Origin of the sequence: Nostoc sp., from assembly GCF_036919575.1 — a bacterium.
Taxonomy (GTDB): domain Bacteria; phylum Cyanobacteriota; class Cyanobacteriia; order Cyanobacteriales; family Nostocaceae; genus Nostoc.
Genome location: NZ_JBALBY010000063.1, coordinates 77,195 through 97,342, shown reverse-complemented (window position 1 = coordinate 97,342; position 20,148 = coordinate 77,195). Strand labels below are relative to the sequence as shown.

Here is a 20,148-nt window from a genome sequence, read left to right as displayed (position 1 = left end):
CTTCCTCTAAAATTTCTTACTTTACGCAATTTATTCGTGTAAAAAAAGCTTATTTTTCTGGGGCGGCTGCAACAGCCACAGTAATATGACACGTCGGCTTGCGAATTTGGTAAGCTCGACCTTGCGCCCTTGGCTGGAACCGCTTCAACGGCGGTCCTTGATCAGCATATGCCTGAGTAATCACTAGTTGAGTCCGATCTAACCCAGCGTTGTGTTCGGCATTAGCAGCAGCGCTTCTGAGAACCTTTAATATGGGTTCAGTGGCGCGATAGGGCATGAATTCCAGAATAATTAGCGCTTCTCGGTACGATCGCCCCCGGATTTGATCGAGTACCCGACGCACTTTGTAGGCCGAGATGCGGATAAAACGAGCGATCGCTTTTACTTCAGTAGTATCATTAGCCATAATTTTCTCCAATTTTTTCATTTTTCATCTGTCATTTGTCCTTTGTCCTTTGTCCTTTGTCGAAAGCTAATGACAAATGACTAATGACTAATGACCAATGACCAATGACTACCTACCTGCTTTTTTGTCGCTTTTTCCATGACCCCTGTAGGTGCGTGTTGGGGCAAATTCACCCAACTTGTGTCCCACCATCTGTTCATTTACAAAAACTGGAACGTGTTGGCGTCCGTTGTGAACAGCTATGGTATGACCTACCATTAGGGGCAAAATTGTCGAAGCTCGTGACCAAGTTTTAATAACTTCTTTTCTGTTGTTGTCGTTGAGCTTTTCAATTTTCTTTAGGAGATGATCCGCAACGAAAGGACCTTTTTTTAGAGAACGACCCATAGTTCAATTTTGGATTTAGGATTTAGGAATTAGGATTTAGAATTTCCGATTTTGGATAATTAGGTGTCTGAATCAAGTTTCACAAATTTTTAATGTTCACAAGTAGACCCCAATCTAAAATCCAAAATCTAAAATCTAAAATTCTATGATTCACGACCACCGCGACCGCGCTTAGAAGACTTACGGCGACGACGTATAATCAATTTGCTGCTGAGTTTCTTGCGATTGCGTGTCTTCGCACCCAATGTGGGTTTACCCCAAGGTGTTACAGGCCCTGATCTACCGATAGGTGCCCTACCTTCACCACCACCATGTGGGTGATCCACTGGGTTCATGACGCTGCCTCTAACCTTAGGACGGCGACCTTTCCAGCGATTTCGTCCGGCTTTACCTGCACTCAGGTTTCTCGCATCGGTGTTGCCTACTTGCCCAATGGTGGCGTAGGACTCGCGTCGAATCAAGCGGACTTCTCCTGAAGGCAACTTGAGAGTTACATAATTACCTTCTTTTGCCACCACTTGGGCGCTAGCACCAGCAGCACGGACGATTTGACCACCTTTACCAGGAGTCAATTCTACGTTGTGAACACTAGTACCTAAGGGAATCTTCCAGAGCGGTAAGGCATTACCATCTTCAAAGGGAGCCTCAGGTCCAGCAATAATTATTGTTCCAACTTTCAACCCGTTGGGGTGGAGGATGTACCTTTTTTCGCCGTCTTGGTAATACAAAAGGGCAATTCGGGCATTGCGGTTAGGATCGTATTCAATCGCTGCGACTTTGGCAGGAATATTATGTTTATCCCTTTTAAAATCGATGATCCGGTAAAGCTGTTTATGTCCGCCACCCCGACGACGACTAGTAATCCGCCCGTGATTATTCCGACCTTTGGCGCGATGCTTCGAGGTTGTTAGAGATTTTTCTGGCTCGGTTTTGGTAATTTCCGCAAAGTCAGAGATTGTAACTTGGCGAGTGCTGGGGGTATAAGGGCGATAAGAACGAGTACCCATAATCTATTTTGGATTTTGGATTTTGGATTTTGGATTTACTTAATTTTGGATTTTGGATTTTGGATTTAATGAGTGTTTAACTAATTGCGACCATTTTTGGTACTTATTCAGTAAACTCCTCAATCTCAAACCTAAAATCGTTCGACTGAGCGTAGTCGAAGTCTAAAATCTAAAATTCCTAGACTTCTGGGAATAGAACTTGTCTAATCTTGTCTTCATCCCCAGGTGCGACGGTAATAATGGCTCGCTTATATTGGGGCTTATAACCAATAAATTTACCAACGCGCCGTTTTTTACGTGGTGGTAGGATGGTATTGACTTTTACAACCTTGACCTGAAACAAGTCTTCGATCGCAGCCTTGATTTCTGGCTTAGATGCCTTTGGAATTACTTCAAAGGTGTACTTGTTCTGCTCCATCAAGATGGTCGCTTTCTCGGTGACAATTGGGCGACGTACTAAGTCGGCAAGGTCGCGGGGGTCAAAGCTAGGCACTGTAGACCTCCTGAATTTTTTCTAGGGCTGATGCCGTAACTACAATTTTGTCAGCGTGCAGTAAATCAAAAACATTTAGCTGGTCGGCTGCAATTAGTTTTAAATTTTCAATGTTGCGGGCTGACAAATAAACGTTATCTGTATCCGCAATCTCAGACAAAATTAACAGTGACTTGCTTTCTGGTACTACTCCCCAACGGGCAAGCGCTGCCACTAATTCTTTAGTTTTCGGGCGAGATAGCTCGGTGCTAAATTCTTCTACCACAATCAAATCGTCAATGCGACCGACAAATGCTGTCCGCAGTGCTAAACGTCGCTCTTTGCGGTTCAACTTAAGGTTGAAGTCTCTAGGCTTTGGCCCAAAGATCACACCACCACCACGCCATAGTGGTGAACGAATCGACCCGGCACGAGCGCGACCAGTACCTTTTTGTCGCCAAGGTTTACGGCCACCACCTCTGACTTCAGCGCGAGTTTTTGTACTGGCGTTTCCTTGACGAGCATTGGTCAATTGCCGTACTAAGGCGCGATGCACAATATGAGACGCTGTTTCTTCCTTGGCAACGCGCAACTCGAAGGTCGTCTCGCCGACCTGTTCTCCTTGCCAATTTTTAACTACGCTTTCAACCATCTTTGTTATTTGTCCTTTGTCATTGGTCATTTGTCATTTGTCTTTTGCCATTTGTCCTTAGCCAATGACTACTGACTAATGACTTTTGACTAATGACTTTTGACTATCCCACTATTTTTGCAGGCACAACACTTACTAGAGCGCCCGGTTTCCCAGGAATGGCTCCCTTAATTAGTAATAAGTTGCGCTCTGGGTCAACTCGCACTATGGTCAGCTTGCGGATTGTGATGCGTTTCCCACCTAAACGCCCTGCCATCCGCTTACCTGGATAGACACGACCTGGTGTTGTCCCAGCACCAATAGAACCGGGCGCTCTGTGGTTTTTGGAACCGTGTGACATGGGACCACGAGCAAAGTTGTTGCGCTTCTGGTTTCCCGCAAAGCCGCGACCGATGCTTGTGCCGACTACATCGACAATTTGACCTGCACTAAAAATATCTGCTTTAATCTGTTGACCTAAAGCATAATCACTAGAGTTATCAGTGTGATATTCATTTAGGTGACGCAATGCTGGGGCAGATGATTTAGCCAAATGACCCAATAGTGGTCTGTTCAGTGCCTTTGGTTTAACTTCGCCATAACCAACTTGAATGGCAAAGTAACCGTCGGTTTGTTTCGTTTTAACTTGTGTAACGGTGCATGGACCTGCTTGAATGACAGTGACAGGAATGGCTACTCCTGCTTCGTCAAATATTTGGGTCATGCCCAGCTTGGTGCCGAGAATACCTACAGACACAGTAACTGGTTCTCCTTTCTACTTGCTGACCTTGGAATTGGACTCTAGAGGACACGCTTTGTACGCATCAGTTTAGGCTGGATTAGCCTGCGAAATTTGGAATGGCTTACTTAAATAAACCGCTCCAAATGCTTTGGGACACAACAAACCGTGTCCGTACTGCTTGGTGAATCTGTTTAGCTTCACTCACTAGATCACCAGAACAGCCACAAGTATCCTCCCATTGGGAAGAGTAACTTCTGGAATCAATGCAAGGCGCTACAGCTTTAGGCTGTGTGCAGCAATGCTTTCGTCCAAGCAATTGCTCTGGCACTTTCTGGAGGCAGCTCTGTCGGCGGGTTTTCCGATTTATACACGCCCATAAGACGGATTCCCGGAGGTTGGCTACTGCCTTGTTGCAGTTGGACTTAAGCGGTTTTTACCGCCCAGTATCCGTTAACTGAGACTAACGTAATGCCATAAACCAACATTGCTGCTCAGTTTTTACTTCCTTAAACACCTTAAACTATTGTTTAAGATTTTGCCTGCTTTTTCAGAGGCACAGGAGTAAATGTACTCTGGAGCTTAGGATTAGCTTTGGTTGTTCGTCCATAAGCTCCAATTTTGACCTGAAAGCTTTCTTAGTTTACCAGTCTATGATCAATCTGAGTTAGATTATTCTATTTAGATTAAGTCATCAGCTTTTCATGCTAACACTACCTCAGAATGACAGTAAGAAGGCTGCCTAATTTGCGCGATTGGTCACAATCTAATAATATAAATTATTTATTTATATTTGTCCAGTAATTTATAGAGTTATTTTTAGAAAGTAGGGAGTGGGGAGTGGGGAGTGGGGAGTGGGGGATGAGGGGGATGAGGGAGATGGGGGAGACAAAGAGAATAACCAATGCCCCATGCCCAATACTTCGACAACGCTCAGTACAAGTGCCCAATGCCCAAAAAAATGCTTTAATCTATCGGTTCAGGGTAAATAATAGAGATATCTAAGTGGGATAAGACGAAAATCTATGGCACTAATTACCACTGGCAACGGTTTAATTCGCGATCTGGAAAAATTTGGCGCTCTTGGGGTGTATGTACCTCTGGAAGGGGGTTATGAAGGTCGATATCAGCGCCGACTACGCGCTGCTGGCTATACCACCCTCCACATTACCGCTAAAGGACTAGGCGACGTAGCTGCATATCTCACAAGAGTTCATGGAATCAGACCTCCTCATCTTGGTAAAAAAAGTACTGGTAGTGGTGCGGCAGTAGGTTATGTATACTATGTGCCACCAATTATCGGTTCTCATTTAGAACAGCTACCACCAAAGTCAAAGGGGCTGGTCTTGTGGATTATTGAAGGGCATATTCTTTCCAATGAGGAACTTGAGTATTTAGCGAATTTGCCTCAGCTAGAACCACGAGTCAGAGTAATTATTGAGAGAGGTGGCGATCGCGCTTTCCGTTGGACTTCTCTAGAAAAAACTCTGTTAGCTAGTTAGTCCTTTGTCATTAGTCATTTGTCATTAGTCATTTGCTCATAACTAATGACTAATGACTCAATTCAATCAGCATTTCAATAATGCTGAGTCGAAAACCACAAGATGCAAATAACCGCCGTGATGCCTCCTTAGCAACTGCTGCATCTAGACGAATTTGCTTGATGTCATGTCTAACTGGATGTCTAAAATGGTTATAAGGTTTAGAGACTATGGCAAACGGCTTTCTGATTTTGAGGAAGAAATTTTAGTTCGTTGTCCCCAATGCGATGCCTACGGCGGGCTGCGCCTACGCACTGCTAAAATATTGACTGTAAACTCTAAGCAATTAAGTCTGGGTTCAATCAAAAGAATTACCTGTCAGCACTGTAGCTATACAAAACAACAGTCAAATGCTGCCAAAGAAAAACCTGCACTGCTATTGTGGCAAAACAATTACATAGCTCAAAGAAATTCCAACTATGGAATATTAGATCATTTTTTTGGCTTGCCTCTGTGGTTACAAACCTCTTGTTGCGGTCAAGTGCTTTGGGCGTATAATGAAGCACATTTGAACTTCCTAGAAAGCTATGTTCAATCAAGGTTGCGAGAACGCTTGCCAGATGCTACATTAGGCTGGCACAATGGCAGTCTTGCCAGTCGCCTACCCCGATGGTTCAAGCTGACCCAGCATCGGGAAAAAGTTTTACATAAAATTCAACAGTTAAAGCACAGGTTGTAATCAAGGCTTTAACTAATTACGAATTACGAATTACGAATTACTTTAATCTTCTTGGTGAGCAAATTTATAACCACCCCACAGAGAAAGAGCGATCGCACTCACCAGCAAAATCGGTATGCTATACCAAGGAAACTGGGACAAGGGTAAATGGGCAGCTGCACGTAATCCAATGCTGGCGTAGGTCAACGGTAATAGGTAAACTACGACTTTGAGAGCAACTGGTAATGTACCAGGGTCAAAGAAGGTCGCTCCTAAGAATGACATGGGGATAATTATAAAATTGTTGTATAGTCCGACTGATTCGAGCGATCGCACACTCAACCCTACAATCACCCCTAACCCAGCAAATACCGAACAATTCAGCACCACCACCAGTAGAAATAGTGGGTTGAGAAAATTCCAGTTTCCAGTCAACAGCAGCGCTACCAAAATCACAGAACCGGATGTCATCAACCCCCGCACGACTCCCGCCAGTATTTTACCGATGTGCAACGCTAAGGGGTGTATGGGAGTTAACAACAATTCCTCGAAGGTTTTGGTAAATAATCTGTCTCCACAAATTGAAAATGTCGTTCCACCAAAGCTAATCGTCATCGACGATAGCGCCACCATCCCCGGTAATATGAATTCTAAATAGTTGTTATAGTTACCACTAATTCCTGAGCCTGGTTTGATGGAACTACCCAAACCTAAGCCAAAAGCTAAAATATATATCAATGGAGATATTAAGCCTGATGCAGCAACTTGTACAAGTCTCACACGTAAATCTAACCAATCTGCCCAAAAAATAGTCAGGCTATCAGCTAGGAGGATTTGAAGTTGCGAAGTTTTGAACCTCTTGCCCGAAAGTAGCGCTCTTTGAGATGTCACGTGCTTTCAATTACTTATCAAAATTTCATTAATTTTTAATTTACATTGTTTTACACATGAATTACTAGGGGTAACAAAAATCTCTGAACCTAAAAGTTCAAAATTAACAACAAAAGGTAGATAATCTAAGCATTATGAGGGGAGCATCTCAATGAGTGTAAAAAGTCTTATAAAACCTCACCCCAACCCTCTCCTTACCAAGGAGAGGGAGCAAGAATCTTGTTTCTGATCTGGTATATTTGCTTTCACTGAGATGCTCCCCATTCTGAGTGGATTAATTGTGAAAGTTCAATTCAGAATATCTGATAACAATCAAAAATATGGTATAATCGATAAATACAATCGATAACTAACTAAGAAGTCAAGTACCAGAAAGGTCATAAGTAATAGCAATTGGTTAATGAGCAAATAAATAAAAAATATTCACCAATATATTCCAGATAGAAACAATAAGGGACTAGTAGGGCTTGGCATAAATTCAGCTATCATTTCAATTAGCCACACAAGTTGCTTAGAGCAACTAGTTAAATGTAGGCAAACTTTCCCCACAGTGTAGTATGTTAAAATTCTGTTCAGATATCTAGATTCCTATTTTTCTTATTTAACAAGAATATCGCCCATAAAGTCACAGGCAATTACAGTCAAGAATAGGCATACTGAAAGAGGGAGACAACTTTAGACTACTCCCTCCCAAATCGGCGTGAAGGTGATTAAGCAACAATGAGACGTAAACCCCCTGGTAAATCGGCAACTACTTCTAAACCCTCTATTTTCCAATCCCCGATGTTTAACCTCTTCACCATCGCAATTATGGGAGGGGTGTTGATTTTGGGAATTGGGATTGGCATTGCTTTTAGTTCTACAACCACTTTGGCTCCATCAAATGTGGCTTCGCGTGAATTTATTGACACCAAAGCACCAAACCCGGAAATTTGTGTGCAGTATGGAGCCAGCGCGATGGTGATGGACGCTAGACTGTTCGTCACTCTCAACCCCTTCAATGTCTATGTTGCCCAGCCTAGTATGCGTCCTGGATGTGTGATCCGACAAAATAACTGGGCGCTTTTAGAGCAACGTAAGTTGGTGACATCTGATCAGGTAAATGAGTGCAAAAATCGCCTGAACACCTTTGGCTTCACAGGTAACTTGGACAGTGACAAACCTGATATTAGGTGCATATATCAGAATGAAGCGGCTCAAAACTTCTTTACGGCTCAACCAGGAGCAGTTGGAACACCTCAAGAAACGGACAGATTTTAGATTTGGGCATTGGGCAATTCAATTTTGGATTTTGGTGAAGCAGCGCGGTCTTGGGGGTTTCCCCCATGAGTGACTGCACCAAGCCGAAGGGATTGACGATTTGGGATTACAGCTATTTTCAGGTAAATAGACCACGCGTAGGGGCACAGAAAAAGCTCATTGGTGTCAACTTAACGTGAAAGCCAGCCTAAAACCAGCTTTTAGAGATAGTCTCGTTCCCAGTCAGAGACTGGGAATGCCCGTCGGAGAGGCTCCGCCTCCGTAACTTGCGGCAGAGCCACCAGGAACTGCATTTCTAGCCTCTGGCTAGAAACGAGGTTTTAAAGGGGTTTGAGCTTAAGTTGACACGCATGAGCATTGCTGTGCCCCTACGACAGATGTGGTTCAAATACATGATTTCTGCTGTAAATTTCAATCTAAAATCCAAAATTTAAAATCTAAAATTCTCACTCCCCCTGCTTCTTATTCGTACTCATCACGTATAATGGTTAAACCTAAAGCTTTGTAGGCACTCAGCATATTATTAGATACTGTAGGTGCAGTTACTAGGTAAGTCAGGGCACGAATGGACTCCACTAGATAAGGAGCAGCCGTGTCCAATTTTTCTGCTGTTACTAATCCTACTACCTCAGCCGAGCCAGCAATCATGGCTCGTTTGACGTGGGCTTCGTCTAGGTTAGGTACACTAATCCCAATCTCTGGATGCAAACTGCAAACCCCCAACATGCACAAATCTGCACGAATCATCCGTAATGTCTCAATGGTGACAGTACCTACGTTTACCAAGGCTTTTTTGTAGAGTTGTCCACCTAACATCACAACCTCTATATGGGGATGTTCTGCTAAGGCAAGGGCGATTGGCGGACTATTTGTAATGACTGTTGCTTGCAAATCTAGGGGCAAATGACGGGTTACTTGCAGAGTTGTCGTACCTCCATCTAAAATGACCACCTGTCCTGTACAAACTAATTTTGCTGCTGTCCGAGCGATCGCTTCCTTTTCTTTTGGCGCTTGCTTTTGGCGATCGGCATAACTGGCGGTGGCTGGAGATTTAAGGAGCGCTCCCCCATGAACGCGTTGCAATAGTCCAGCTTCTGCGAGTTCTCGCAAGTCCCGGCGAATCGTATCCTCAGAAACCTTGAGAACAGCACTAAGTTCTGTTGAAAGTACCTTTTTATCACGACGCAGAATTTCTAAGATGAATTGTCGTCGTTCAGCAGTTAGCATAATTAATTTTCCTGAAAATGCGTTTTTGAACTTGAAATTGCACGTTTGTGAGTTTATACTTATTTGTATGCAGGTCTTTGTACGGTAATCCGTACTTCAATTGAATTCAAGCACTGTTGAATGTGTTGATTTTGTCCACTGAAGCCAGATGGTTCCACAATGGTTCCTAGTGGTTGACTTTAGCTTGGGAAATGCTTGGATAATTGTTGCCCAATCTGGGTTTTAACAATTTTTTTGTAGTGCGATCGCGCGTCCGGTCTGTTCAAATTGCTTTTTATTCAACAAATAAGCCATGACTATTATTAATACCCAATTTCCAATTGATCTCGGTGCTTACAAACCATTAGCGCTCAATCCAGCAAATTCGAGCCTCACAGCTGAACAGCGAGAGACTCTAAAAGCGAATATTCAACTCTGCCGAGATGCGATCGTCTTTTTTACAGCGACTGGCGCTGCTAGTGGAGTGGGTGGTCATACTGGTGGCCCTTATGATACGGTGCCGGAGGTGATGATCCTTGATGCCTTCTTTCGGGGGGCATCAGAGCAATTTGTGCCGATTTTCTTTGATGAAGCAGGACATCGAGTGGCTACCCAATATCTGATGGCCACGTTGCATGGTGACTTACCTGCCGAGCAACTATTACGTTATCGCCAAGCACATTCCCATTTGCCAGGACACCCCGAACTAGGGCTAACTCCTGGTGTGAAATTTAGTTCTGGACGGCTGGGGCATGTTTGGCCTTACATTAATGGTGTGGCGATCGCAAATCCAGGCAAGGTTGTTTTCTGTCTCGGTTCTGATGGCTCTCAGCAAGAAGGTAACGATGCTGAAGCTGCTCGCTTGGCTGTTGCTCAACATCTCAATGTCAAGCTGATCATTGATGACAATGATGTAACGATCGCTGGACATCCTTCTAAATATTTACCTGGTTTCAGTGTTGCCAAAACCTTAGAAGGTCACGGTTTGAAGGTACTTCAAGGAAATGGGGAAGACTTAGACGATTTATACCATCGTCTAAGCGAAGCTGTGAATACTCCCGGAGCGATCGCCGTCATCAATAAACGCCCGATGTGTCCTGGTATTGAAGGTTTAGAAGGCTCCACTCATGGTCATGATGTAATTTCTGTAGATTTAGCAGTTAAGTATCTAGAATCTCGTGGACAAACTGCCGCGATCGAATACCTTAAGAGTATTGAGAAACCTAAGCAAACATATACATTTCTGGGTAGCAGTGACAAATGGGGCGCTAACCGCAATGTGTTTGGTGAAGCTGTGGTGGGTGTCCTGGGTCGGATGAGTGAGGCGGAGCGTAAAGAAAAAGTTAAAGTCATTGATAGTGACCTTGAAGGCTCCTGCGGTCTGAAGAAAATTCACGATACATACCCGGAAATATTTATTTCCTCTGGCATCATGGAACGGAGCAACTTCTCTGCTGCTGCTGGATTTGGGATGGAGAAGGGCAAGCAAGGTATTTTTGCGACTTTCAGCGCCTTCTTAGAAATGTGTATCTCAGAAATCACGATGGCGCGGCTGAACTATTCCAATGTTCTGTGCCACTTTTCCCATGCGGGTATAGATGACATGGCAGATAACACCTGTCACTTCGGTTTGAACAATATGTTTGCCGACAATGGCTTGGATGATGGCTACGAAACACAGTTGTATTTCCCGGCAGATGTTAATCAAATGACAGCTTGTGTAGAAGCTGTGTTCTTTCAGCCTGGACTGCGGTTTATTTTTTCCACCCGTTCTAAGGTGCCCAATATTAAGGACAGCAACGGTAATGACTTTTTTGGCAATGGCTACAAATTTGTTCCTGGTAAAGATGAGGTTATACGAGAAGGGACGCAAGGCTACATTGTTACTTTTGGCGATGCTTTGTACCGTGCAGTTGATGCCGTTGAGCGTCTTCAGCAAGAAGGGCTAGACGTAGGTTTGATTAATAAGCCAACTTTGAACGTCATTGATGAAGAAATAATCACCAAAATTGGTAACGCTCCCTTTGTCCTTGTAGTAGAAGCTTTTAACCGTCGGACTGGCTTAGGCAGCCGTTTCGGTTCCTGGTTGCTAGAGCGGGGGTTGACTCCCAAATATGCTCATCTTGGAACTCATAAAGAAGGTTGCGGTGGTTTGTGGGAACAGTACCCATATCAAGGTATCGATCCAGTGAGCATCATCAACAAGGTGAAGGAGTTAGTTGGAAGCAAGTAATATCATTTTGCTTTGATCAAGCTAGATATAGCGGTTCTCAGTTGAGTCCAATATAGACCTAACCCCCAGCCCCTTCCCTACAAGGGAAGGGGAGTAAGATTCAATTCGTCTCTCCTTCTCTCTGTGTTCTCTGTGCCTCTGCGGTTCGTTATTTAACCAAGCATTGTTGGCTTGATAGACTACTAGTAGTCTGTCAAGCGAAATTTGAAGGGTAAGGGAACGAACCGCAAAGGACGCAAAGAGCGCGTTCGCGCAGCGTCTCGTAGAGAAGGAAGAAGGAAAGAAGAGAAATTGAAGGATTTATTTACTCGTCAAAGTTTCCTTGACAGACTACTCTACTAGAGGCACAACATTATTGGGGCATGGCGCATAGCGGATGGGGCATTGGTTCGATTTTCCATGCCCAATCCCCAATGCGCCATGCCCTATTTGAATTTGGTTTTGGGTAAAGGTTGACCAAACTCGATCACCTGGGGATCGGGAACATTGGGCACTGTTGGAACTGGAAATTCCGACATCCCAAAAGAAGGAATGCTATTTAAATTACCGGGTTGATTTGGGAAAGAAGGAGGGGGAAGAGTCAAAGCAGGTTGTTGAGAGGATGTATTCGGAGTTAGGGGAGGTACAGAGACAAAAGGCTGCTCTGAGTTAGTAGTAATTGTTGAAGGCAGTTCATTGGATGGAGGCGGAACTGTGAGTAAGGGCGGTTGTGGATTAGTAGTGGTTACAGGTAGGTTACTAGGCAGCTGTGATTTATAGGGTGTTTGAGGTTGTTTCTTGGCTGAAGGTGGGGAGTTTCCTGGTTTCACGGCAGTAGTTTTACCAGAAATAACCGGACGTAATACCCAGCGAGTGGGGTTTTTTCGGGAAAGGGGTTGCAGTTGTACCTGTTTGGGATTTAAAACAGTCCCTGGTGCTAAATCTAGGACAATGCGTGTGGCGTTTGCGTTCAGTTGAGAAACGCGAATGCTTTTGATTGCTCCAGAATAATTTTGTTGTGTGGTAACTTTGCCCAACTTAGTATTCGGTATATCTACCACAAGACGAGGGGGTTGTGCCAAATAGAAATAACGGGGGGTTGTGCCTACTGAGAGGGTGATTTCGAGTTGCTGTGTTTTCGGGGAAAAACGCCAATTATCTAGCTTTGCCACTGGTGTAGCGGCAGTGCTGCAAGTTTCGAGGGCGATCGCTGCATAAAAGCCAAGTAAGCTTAAGCTAAATAGCTGTTTGCACCGTGGGAAAAATTGCCTAGTCTCTAGTCTCTGATTCATTCTTTTTACTGCTCCATAAAACCCATCAATGCTGAACATTGCTGTTTAATTGGCGCTTTCAATTGCTATCCCCACTCCCCAAATCAATGATTGTTGGACTTCTGAGATTTTTCCTGAACTTTTTGGGGCACAGCCGTAAATTTCAGAGTTTGTGGAATGCCAATAATGGTTAATTGTCCTGTCATGCTACCTTTGTCCACAAGTTGCATTTGAATTGTGACTGAGTTTAGAGGATCATTTTGGGGGCGAGGAATATTACAAAGGATTGATCTGCCAACTTTTCCAGATAAATTTAATTGTTGATTTCTCAAGATGCCTGTGAGCGAGTGCTTTTCGTCAATATCGGCGTCGGCCATCGCTGGTAATACAGAGGCATTTAAGTAAATACCCGATTGTTCAATGTTTAAGGTTAGGGTATCCGATTTTTCACAGTTCGGCAAATTTTCCGCTAGGGTTAGACGATACCGGCCGTTAACTGGAGGAGGAGCCTTAAGATTGTTTTCGCCATAAACGCTGACAGTTTTAAACAACAGTAGCACTGAAATTATTGCTACTCCGTAAAAAGCTAAAGATTTGAAGTTGAAATGATTCATAATCTCAACTCCTCAATGTTGGCTTTTGACTACTAACCTCAGTAAGTACAGAAGCTAGATGAGCGGTGACTTGACTGTAGCGGCGGGTAATCAGCAGGGAGGAGCAACATTGGATGGCTAGTTGATCTGTATATCTTCCCAAGGTTTGACGCTCGATACCCCAAGTGCGGCTGGTGCCAGCAATTGTCAGGTCTACATTTTTTGAGGCTTCGACTACAGCTTGGATTGGCTCTGGAGCTTGGACAATTTTGATTTCGATGCGATCGCGTACACTACTCGGTAATTGCTCTATCATCATGTTCAACTCATAACTCAATTCATCCTTGAGGCGATTTTCTGGTAATACGTGTAAAATCTGCAACATACAAGTTTCATGATTGATTAGCAGTCTGAGCGCCAGTATCAGTGCCAAATCATCATGAATATTTGCAGAATAAGGCACTAACAAGCTTTCTAAGCGATCGCCTCCCCGATCTACAAATACTGCGACATCAACTGGTGCAGTGGTGAGAAGTTGACCGACTCTTCCACCTAAGCGATTGCTACTAAAAGCTGGGCGATGCCATCCCACCAGAATTAAATCAACTTGGTCTAGTACGGCAATCTGTGCTGTTTCCCGTGCGACATTGCTAGATATGCGAACGATGGGATGCACACAAGAGCGTGTTTCTAGCGGTTCGAGAGTATTAATCAATTCTTCTAGTTGCTGGCGACGCTGGGCAATTAATCTGTCTGCTTCAACTGGCGTACTTTCAAAGGCATAATCTTCTTCAAATTCAATCAGGCTAAGAGGGTTAACAACGGCGGGATATCGGTGGTTGAGAGCGATGCTTACAGCCAACTGTACCAAACCTTTTTGGGTACTCGGATTAGCTACTGGTACTAAAATTCGGTAGGGACGAACGTAAGTTTCACTTCCAGCAGTAATATCTGTTTCTGTTCCCGACTCCGGTTTGACGACATCTAACCTGATCAGCCGCTTCGGATATGTCCATTCCAGCAGTGGCGAAGTCATGAATGTAGTTACCAATGCCATAATTACCAGCATGGTAAATATTAAGGGAGAAATTACCCCTAACTCTAGACCAATGTTTAGCACTATCAATTCGGTCAAGCCGCGAGTATTCATTAACCAACCGAGTGCCGAGGCTTCCCGTTTATTAATGCCGCTCACACGGGCTGCTACATAAGTGCCAATATATTTACCTGCGATCGCCACTCCTAAAACCAACGCACACAAAAGCCACAATTCTGGACGGTTGAGTAAGCCAATCTCCGTCCGTAATCCACTGTAGGCAAAAAATATTGGCAGCAAGAAAATCAGGACAAAATCTTCGGTTTTTACTGCCAATTCCCGCACTAAATCTTCATTTTTGGGCATGGCTGCACCCAGTAAAAATGCCCCAAAAATTAAGTGAATACCAATTAGTTCGGTGATTAGTGCTGACGCAACTACTGCCATATAAATCCCAGCTAGTAGCAATTGGCTGAGGCGTCCCGCCCGGAGGTAGTGTTTGGCAAGGCGTTGGAGGAACCAGCGTCCCGCCGTCAACATCAAAGCGATGTAAACTATACTGGCGATAATTGTGGGTATAGCACCAGCAAAGTCACCAGTTCGAGCGACTGCGATCGCTACTGCTAACAAACACCAAGCTGTCACATCATCTACTGCGGCACAAGTTAACGCCAACGTTCCTAAACGCGTTCCTTGTAAATTGTTTTCAGTAATGATTCGCGCCAACACTGGAAAGGCAGTAATCGACATCGCCGCCCCCAAAAACAAGGCGAAGGCAGTGAAGGATACACTTGCATTGGAAACTAGGGGATAAAGTAGCACCGCTAGCAATGTTCCTAAGGAAAACGGTACCAAAATGCTGACATGAGAAGTTAAGACTGCTACTTCTAATTGTCCACTCAGATATTTGGGATTTAGTTCTAGCCCAATCAGAAACATGAAAAATATTAGTCCCACCTGAGACAAAACATTTAGAAAAGGAAAAGTTTCTGGTGGAAACAAGGTAACTGCTAGATGGGGAGCAACTAAACCAAATAAAGATGGGCCGAGCATAATTCCGGCGACAATCTCACCAATTACCAGAGGTTGCTTAATGGAACGGAATGCTAGCCCTACTAGCCGTGAAAGTCCAATAACAATCAGCACCTCAACCAGAACGAGAACAACTATGTGCATGGTTTCCTCACAATTAACTATCTGGTTTCTCTAAGATGATTCTTTAAAAGACTGGGAAATGTCAAGCTTGTTAAATATACCCAAGAGTAGTTTGTGCTTCGTTGTCATGTCAATTGCTGTGATCATGCAGTTGCAGCCGTGAAACATGAATTCTGATGATTTTCGGAGCTAAATCTAGAAGAACTTACGAATTAACGATAGCAATAAAAACAGGTAATAGGTAGTCAGTTTCTAATAGCGCTTAAACGCCACTACGAACAAATTAGCGGTTATAGCCAGAGTAAAAGCAGAAGGTTTTACCCAATTAGTAGGTAATTAGTTTTATATTTAAATTTTATTAAGTGGAAGATTTATCATAGCTTGTACCTTGTAATAAAAAGGCAAGCAGTGGTGATGCCATGAGTGTAGTAATGACTGCCATAATAATCATTATATAGGACTAGTATTTGATTTTTGAAATGCACGTAGTGGACCCTCTAGGCTAAAATAGTGCATTAGACGTAGACGTAGTAGACGTAGGTTGGGTGGAGCGGAGCGCAACCCAACATATATAGCAATCCTATCTGATTTGTGAAAATTATCGGTGTCCAGATCCCCGACTTCTTTGAGAAGTCGGGGATCTAACTTTTCACGAATGATTTAGGATTGCTATATCAGGATGTTGGGTTACGCAAAGCCTCCACCCAACAAAGCAATTTTTTTGCAACATTTTAGGCAAGAGGGTCCACTACAAGACTTAAGTTAGGTGGAAAAAATTTCAGGTTTCGAGAGTTTGAGGTTTTACAACCACTCGCCACCCCGAAAACGCCAACGGAGAAAGATAATTCGCATTAGGCTTTGTGAACTAATAAAAACTGCTAGCCATACTACGCTATAGTGCAATAGAAAAGCTGCTGGCGAAAGTTCCTCTTTGGGTAAAGGTATTGGTAAGAAGCCAAACAGTTTGACTCCACAAAACACAAATACCAATTCCCAGATGCCAGCTAATAGTTGATAAAGTGCAGGCCAATCTCTATCCCATCGGTATTTTTGCAGATAGTCATAAAGCACATCCCAGCCTAAGCCAAAGATGGCGATATAACCAAGTATCCAAAAATAAACTGAGTTAGCACTAAAACCAATCCAACCAATTGCAAATGGCAAAGATACGAGTACGCCGACAGTTGCAAGTAATAATAATCGAGTTTGCCAACGACCAAATAAAGTTGGTGTCATAAGAGTGCGGAGTTAAAGACGCGATTAATCGCGTACAGGAGTTAGGAGTAATGAACAAGAGAAAAATTAGAGTTTTTATAGATGGATTTTGAAATGGATGTTACACCTGACTTTCATTGAAAATTCAGTAAGATTATGGTGCTTTTTGTGAGGATGGCAAATACAAGAATATTGGCTAACCTCAAAGCACCAACACATCTATAGGACTCCTATTTGATTTTTGAACAAATTAAGTACTAATCGAAAAGGCTTATTCCCTACTCCCCACTCCCTATTCCCTACTCCCAGCCACGCAAGTCAGTTCAATAATCAAAGCGGATTACTATATATTATTAGGATGGTTTAAAGTGATAATCAAAGTTAGAATGGTAAGCTGCGTTGGCAAAGCCTACTGAATGTATCGCATTCCAATTGATTACATCTTCTAACAAAGCTTGATAACCTAGTGTATTCGGATGAAGACCATCTTCACTCAAGCGTTTGAGCCGCCAACTTTCACCGCGTTCCATCCATTGTTCAAAAATATCCAAATAAGGAATCTGCCGTTTATTACAAGCAATTCGAGTTGCTTCTTTGTAGCGGTACTGATCGGTATGATTATAGTAAAAGCAATCTAAAAAAGGCATCTTGGCTTCATCTACTGGCACCATGCCCACAAATAACACAGGACATAGTTGCTGTGCTAAATCTAGCAGAGAAGCAATTTCTTTTTCAAACAATGTAAAATCTGTATAACTTCGACCATCGGGACGCGCCAACCGCGCTGAGTCATTCACGCCTACTGATAAAATAATCAAGTCGGGAACACGATTACGCAGTTCACCCCGGTGGCGAAATTCAACTTCTAGCCTTTGTGCTACTTGTTGCGTGCGATCGCCTCTTACCCCTAAATTATAAAGAACATGACCGGCACTATCGGGCAACATCCACCATCGCCGTAGTTGCTCAATCCAGCCTCCTTTTTCTGGATCGCCGAATCCATAAATTAAGCTGTCCCCCAGTGCGACAATCTTCATAGGCTGAAAGTGATTTGGTGGTACAGACACCTGCATTGAGGAAGAAGCTAAAAATGTGTGCATTTAACAACTATATTTTATATTTTTACAAGAATCTATACATTTCTATACCATAGATGGCTATCTTTAGTGTCCAAGCATCTATGGAGTTTTTACTTGTTGAGATGGTTGCAAGGTTAATATTGCCGCAATTGAGCGTCTCTGACAATTCAGGTCATCTGGAAAAGCTAACGATTGACCTAACCCCCTAACCCCCTTCCCGATGCGGGAAGGGGGAAAATTCAAAGTCTCTCTCCTCTTAGGAGAGAGATTTAGAGAGAGGTTTTCCAGATGCATCCTCTGTGAGAATCCCCGACTCAACCATTTTGTGATACTGTTCAACTGTAAATTTTCGTTTTAGCAATTGTACAGACATTGCTACCTCCACTGTTGCATCATCTTTTTATAAGAAGAATTCAGAACTCAGGAGTCAGAATGAGCGTATGAATTGTGTACGAGTGGGTGATGAATATTGGTTAAAACCTCGCCCGAAGTCAAGCGAAAAAAATTAAAATATTCTCGCCTTAAAACTCTATCCCTTTATGGGTAGAGTATTCACCAATTCTGAATTCTGTATTCTGACTCCTGTTTTATTATTCTCCAAAATAGAGAGTAGGGATAAATATTTTCGTGAAAGGTGGTGAGATTTTTTCCTTTTGACTGTCTTCTACTTCTCTGCTAATTGAACATATTAGACAAATAAGTAGGTAGGCACAAATTAACCTAACTATGTAACAAAATGTAAAACCGCCAAAGTCCTTGTGATTGCTTCGTTACACTCCGTTTCACTCGCAATGACATACTTATAAATTTTCCCACCCACCTACTTAAGTAACTAAGTTATTATCAGCCACCTATGCCAGGAAAAAATCATCTTTTTCAAGAGTAGAGGTAGAGGTTACTAAAAATGCTAAAAGAGCATGAAAATCTATCTGTAAAAGAAAAAGTTCTGATTTGATTATTTACCTCATCGCTATTAACAACTTTCTCCACCGCCATAACGAGGGTTAGTTCACCATCATTGGCGCACCTGTTAGAGTCTCTATCATTCCAACTTTCGAGACTGGCTAGGTAGACAGCAAATAAAACTTCTAAAAAATTTTCCTAACCCTCTCCGTTAATGGAGAAGGTTAGGGTTTTAAGAATGGAGCTAAGCGGATTCGAACCGCTGACCCCCTCAATGCCATTGAGGTGCGCTACCAACTGCGCTATAACCCCTTCAAATCCATTATATATAATCCCTTAATTATGAGTATTTTGTCAAGCTTTTTATCGAAACTAAATTTTAAATATCTCCTCTAGCACTCAGCACTCTCTACGACACTCGCAACAAATAAGTCATACAGTGCCCCATCAAAAAATAAACTACCAACATGGCAGCAGCAGCCAGAGCAACCAATGTACCAGCCAACATGAGAGAAAATTCTTTACTCTCGTAGGCTTTTTCCATTAAGTGCAGCGACCACGCCACCAGGGCTACATCAAAAAGTAAAATAGGAATCAACATATTTTTAATATTTGTTAATACTTGTAAAATAATATTAACACCCTTTTAAGGAAGTGTGTCTAACCTCAGATGGATGTTATTAACTGGTAAATAGGGGTTTAAGAGATCAAACGTACTGGGACGTTGCGATCGCGCAAATAATTTTTGATTTCTGCTACGCTTAATTGTCCGTAATGTAACAGAGATGCGAGTAATGCGGCTTCAGCTTTGCCTTCAGTTAGGGCTGTGTAGATATGTTCACAATTACCTGCACCACCAGAAGCAATGACTGGAATTTCGACAGCATCGGCAATTGCCCGTGTAATCTCAATGTCATACCCGGCTTGGGTTCCATCAGCATCCATACTAGTGACTAGCAGTTCTCCGGCCCCCCGTTTTTCAACTTCTTGTGCCCACAATAGGGCATCTAAGCCTGTATTTTCCCTGCCACCGCGCACATACACATCCCAACCTGGATTTTCCGGGTTATTTCTGCGTCTGGCATCAATTGCAACAACTATGCACTGATTACCAAAGCGATCGCTAGCCCGATTAATCAAGTCTGGTTCCCGCACTGCCGCAGAATTAATACTAACCTTATCTGCGCCCGCTCGTAACAAAGCTTTAACATTTTCTAAGGATTGAATGCCACCACCCACAGTCAATGGAATGAAGACCTGTTCAGCAGTTCGGTAGACCACATCTAAAATAGTAGCTCGGTCTTCATGAGTAGCTGTAATATCCAGAAATACTAACTCATCAGCACCGGCTTCATTGTAAACCTTGGCCAGTTCTACCGGATCGCCTGCATCTTGGAGATTGACAAAGTTAACTCCTTTTACAACCCGTCCCGCCTTCACATCTAAGCACGGTAAGATTCTTTTAGATAACATAATAACTTTTGCA

At 43.2% G+C, this 20,148-nt stretch carries 19 protein-coding genes, 1 tRNA gene and 1 pseudogene; 4 read left to right on the top strand and 17 right to left on the bottom strand.

Translation table 11 applies throughout. The features are described 5' to 3' along the window. Positions 1-49: 49 nt before the first annotated feature. From rplV to rplC, 6 genes are all read right to left on the bottom strand, one after another. Positions 50-406, bottom strand: a complete 357-nt coding sequence (gene rplV / locus V7K27_RS17165; protein WP_196518347.1) for a 50S ribosomal protein L22 — start codon at positions 404-406, stop codon at positions 50-52. Positions 407-514: 108 nt separating this feature from the next. Then, a complete protein-coding gene (gene rpsS / locus V7K27_RS17160; RefSeq protein WP_012410721.1) occupies positions 515-793 on the bottom strand; it encodes a 30S ribosomal protein S19 in 279 nt (92 codons plus the stop codon). A gap of 143 nt (positions 794-936) precedes the next feature. Then, a complete protein-coding gene (gene rplB, locus V7K27_RS17155; RefSeq protein ID WP_334949233.1) occupies positions 937-1,800 on the bottom strand; it encodes a 50S ribosomal protein L2 in 864 nt (287 codons plus the stop codon). Between the two features lie 178 nt (positions 1,801-1,978). Further along, positions 1,979-2,293, bottom strand: coding sequence for a 50S ribosomal protein L23 (locus V7K27_RS17150; RefSeq protein ID WP_179068331.1), 315 nt, complete (start codon positions 2,291-2,293; stop codon positions 1,979-1,981). Continuing rightward, positions 2,286-2,924 carry a 50S ribosomal protein L4 gene (rplD, locus tag V7K27_RS17145; RefSeq protein ID WP_300420191.1) on the bottom strand — a complete coding sequence of 213 codons (639 nt, stop codon included), beginning with the start codon at positions 2,922-2,924 and terminating at the stop codon, positions 2,286-2,288. Before rplD ends, V7K27_RS17150 begins: the two co-directional genes overlap by 8 nt. Positions 2,925-3,027: 103 nt before the next feature. After that, positions 3,028-3,660, bottom strand: a complete 633-nt coding sequence (gene rplC, locus V7K27_RS17140) for a 50S ribosomal protein L3 (RefSeq protein ID WP_334949231.1) — start codon at positions 3,658-3,660, stop codon at positions 3,028-3,030. Positions 3,661-4,667: 1,007 nt separating this feature from the next. On the opposite strand from rplC, the gene V7K27_RS17135 reads away from it, so the two are divergent. Together V7K27_RS17135 and V7K27_RS17130 are read left to right on the top strand one after the other, a co-directional pair. After that, positions 4,668-5,144, top strand: a complete 477-nt coding sequence (locus V7K27_RS17135; RefSeq protein WP_334949229.1) for an NAD(P)H-quinone oxidoreductase subunit N — start codon at positions 4,668-4,670, stop codon at positions 5,142-5,144. 187 nt (positions 5,145-5,331) lie between these two features. Further along, positions 5,332-5,862, top strand: a complete 531-nt coding sequence (locus tag V7K27_RS17130; RefSeq protein ID WP_334949227.1) for a hypothetical protein — start codon at positions 5,332-5,334, stop codon at positions 5,860-5,862. 42 nt (positions 5,863-5,904) lie between these two features. On the opposite strand, the gene V7K27_RS17125 is transcribed toward V7K27_RS17130, so the two are convergent. Beyond that, positions 5,905-6,732: an ABC transporter permease gene (locus V7K27_RS17125; RefSeq protein ID WP_334949225.1), complete on the bottom strand. Its 828-nt coding sequence runs from the start codon at positions 6,730-6,732 to the stop codon at positions 5,905-5,907. 720 nt (positions 6,733-7,452) lie between these two features. Here V7K27_RS17125 and V7K27_RS17120 point away from each other — a divergent pair. Next, positions 7,453-7,992 carry a DUF3172 domain-containing protein gene (locus tag V7K27_RS17120; protein WP_292763190.1) on the top strand — a complete coding sequence of 180 codons (540 nt, stop codon included), beginning with the start codon at positions 7,453-7,455 and terminating at the stop codon, positions 7,990-7,992. Positions 7,993-8,454: 462 nt separating this feature from the next. On the opposite strand, the gene V7K27_RS17115 is transcribed toward V7K27_RS17120, so the two are convergent. Continuing rightward, entirely contained in the window at positions 8,455-9,219 is a 765-nt protein-coding gene (locus V7K27_RS17115; RefSeq protein ID WP_334949223.1) for a DeoR/GlpR family DNA-binding transcription regulator, read from the bottom strand. A 292-nt stretch (positions 9,220-9,511) separates the two neighbouring features. Here V7K27_RS17115 and V7K27_RS17110 point away from each other — a divergent pair, with 292 nt between their 5' ends. Continuing rightward, positions 9,512-11,431 carry a transketolase C-terminal domain-containing protein gene (locus tag V7K27_RS17110; protein ID WP_334949221.1) on the top strand — a complete coding sequence of 640 codons (1,920 nt, stop codon included), beginning with the start codon at positions 9,512-9,514 and terminating at the stop codon, positions 11,429-11,431. Positions 11,432-11,856: 425 nt separating this feature from the next. On the opposite strand, the gene V7K27_RS17105 is transcribed toward V7K27_RS17110, so the two are convergent. The 9 genes and pseudogenes from V7K27_RS17105 to hisF form a co-directional block, all read right to left on the bottom strand. Then, the gene (locus tag V7K27_RS17105; protein ID WP_334949219.1) at positions 11,857-12,702 is read right to left on the bottom strand and encodes an AMIN domain-containing protein; all 846 of its coding nucleotides are present in this window, start codon (positions 12,700-12,702) and stop codon (positions 11,857-11,859) included. A gap of 83 nt (positions 12,703-12,785) precedes the next feature. Further along, complete coding sequence (locus V7K27_RS17100) at positions 12,786-13,295, bottom strand: hypothetical protein (RefSeq protein WP_334949217.1); 510 nt, start codon at positions 13,293-13,295, stop codon at positions 12,786-12,788. Positions 13,296-13,299: 4 nt separating this feature from the next. Then, on the bottom strand, positions 13,300-15,486 hold the full coding sequence (locus tag V7K27_RS17095; RefSeq protein WP_334949215.1) for a cation:proton antiporter: 2,187 nt from the start codon (positions 15,484-15,486) through the stop codon (positions 13,300-13,302). A 780-nt stretch (positions 15,487-16,266) separates the two neighbouring features. Beyond that, complete coding sequence (locus V7K27_RS17090; protein WP_334949213.1) at positions 16,267-16,701, bottom strand: hypothetical protein; 435 nt, start codon at positions 16,699-16,701, stop codon at positions 16,267-16,269. A 332-nt stretch (positions 16,702-17,033) separates the two neighbouring features. Continuing rightward, a complete protein-coding gene (locus V7K27_RS17085; protein WP_334949211.1) occupies positions 17,034-17,780 on the bottom strand; it encodes a GDSL-type esterase/lipase family protein in 747 nt (248 codons plus the stop codon). 271 nt (positions 17,781-18,051) lie between these two features. Beyond that, positions 18,052-18,132: pseudogene (locus tag V7K27_RS17080) on the bottom strand (Uma2 family endonuclease); the annotation flags it as partial. Positions 18,133-18,901: 769 nt separating this feature from the next. Beyond that, positions 18,902-18,974: transfer RNA gene (locus tag V7K27_RS17075), tRNA-Ala, on the bottom strand. Between the two features lie 97 nt (positions 18,975-19,071). Then, positions 19,072-19,263: a hypothetical protein gene (locus tag V7K27_RS17070; RefSeq protein ID WP_292763173.1), complete on the bottom strand. Its 192-nt coding sequence runs from the start codon at positions 19,261-19,263 to the stop codon at positions 19,072-19,074. A 98-nt stretch (positions 19,264-19,361) separates the two neighbouring features. Beyond that, the gene (gene hisF, locus V7K27_RS17065; RefSeq protein ID WP_292763171.1) at positions 19,362-20,135 is read right to left on the bottom strand and encodes an imidazole glycerol phosphate synthase subunit HisF; all 774 of its coding nucleotides are present in this window, start codon (positions 20,133-20,135) and stop codon (positions 19,362-19,364) included. Between the last annotated feature and the right edge of the window lie 13 nt (positions 20,136-20,148).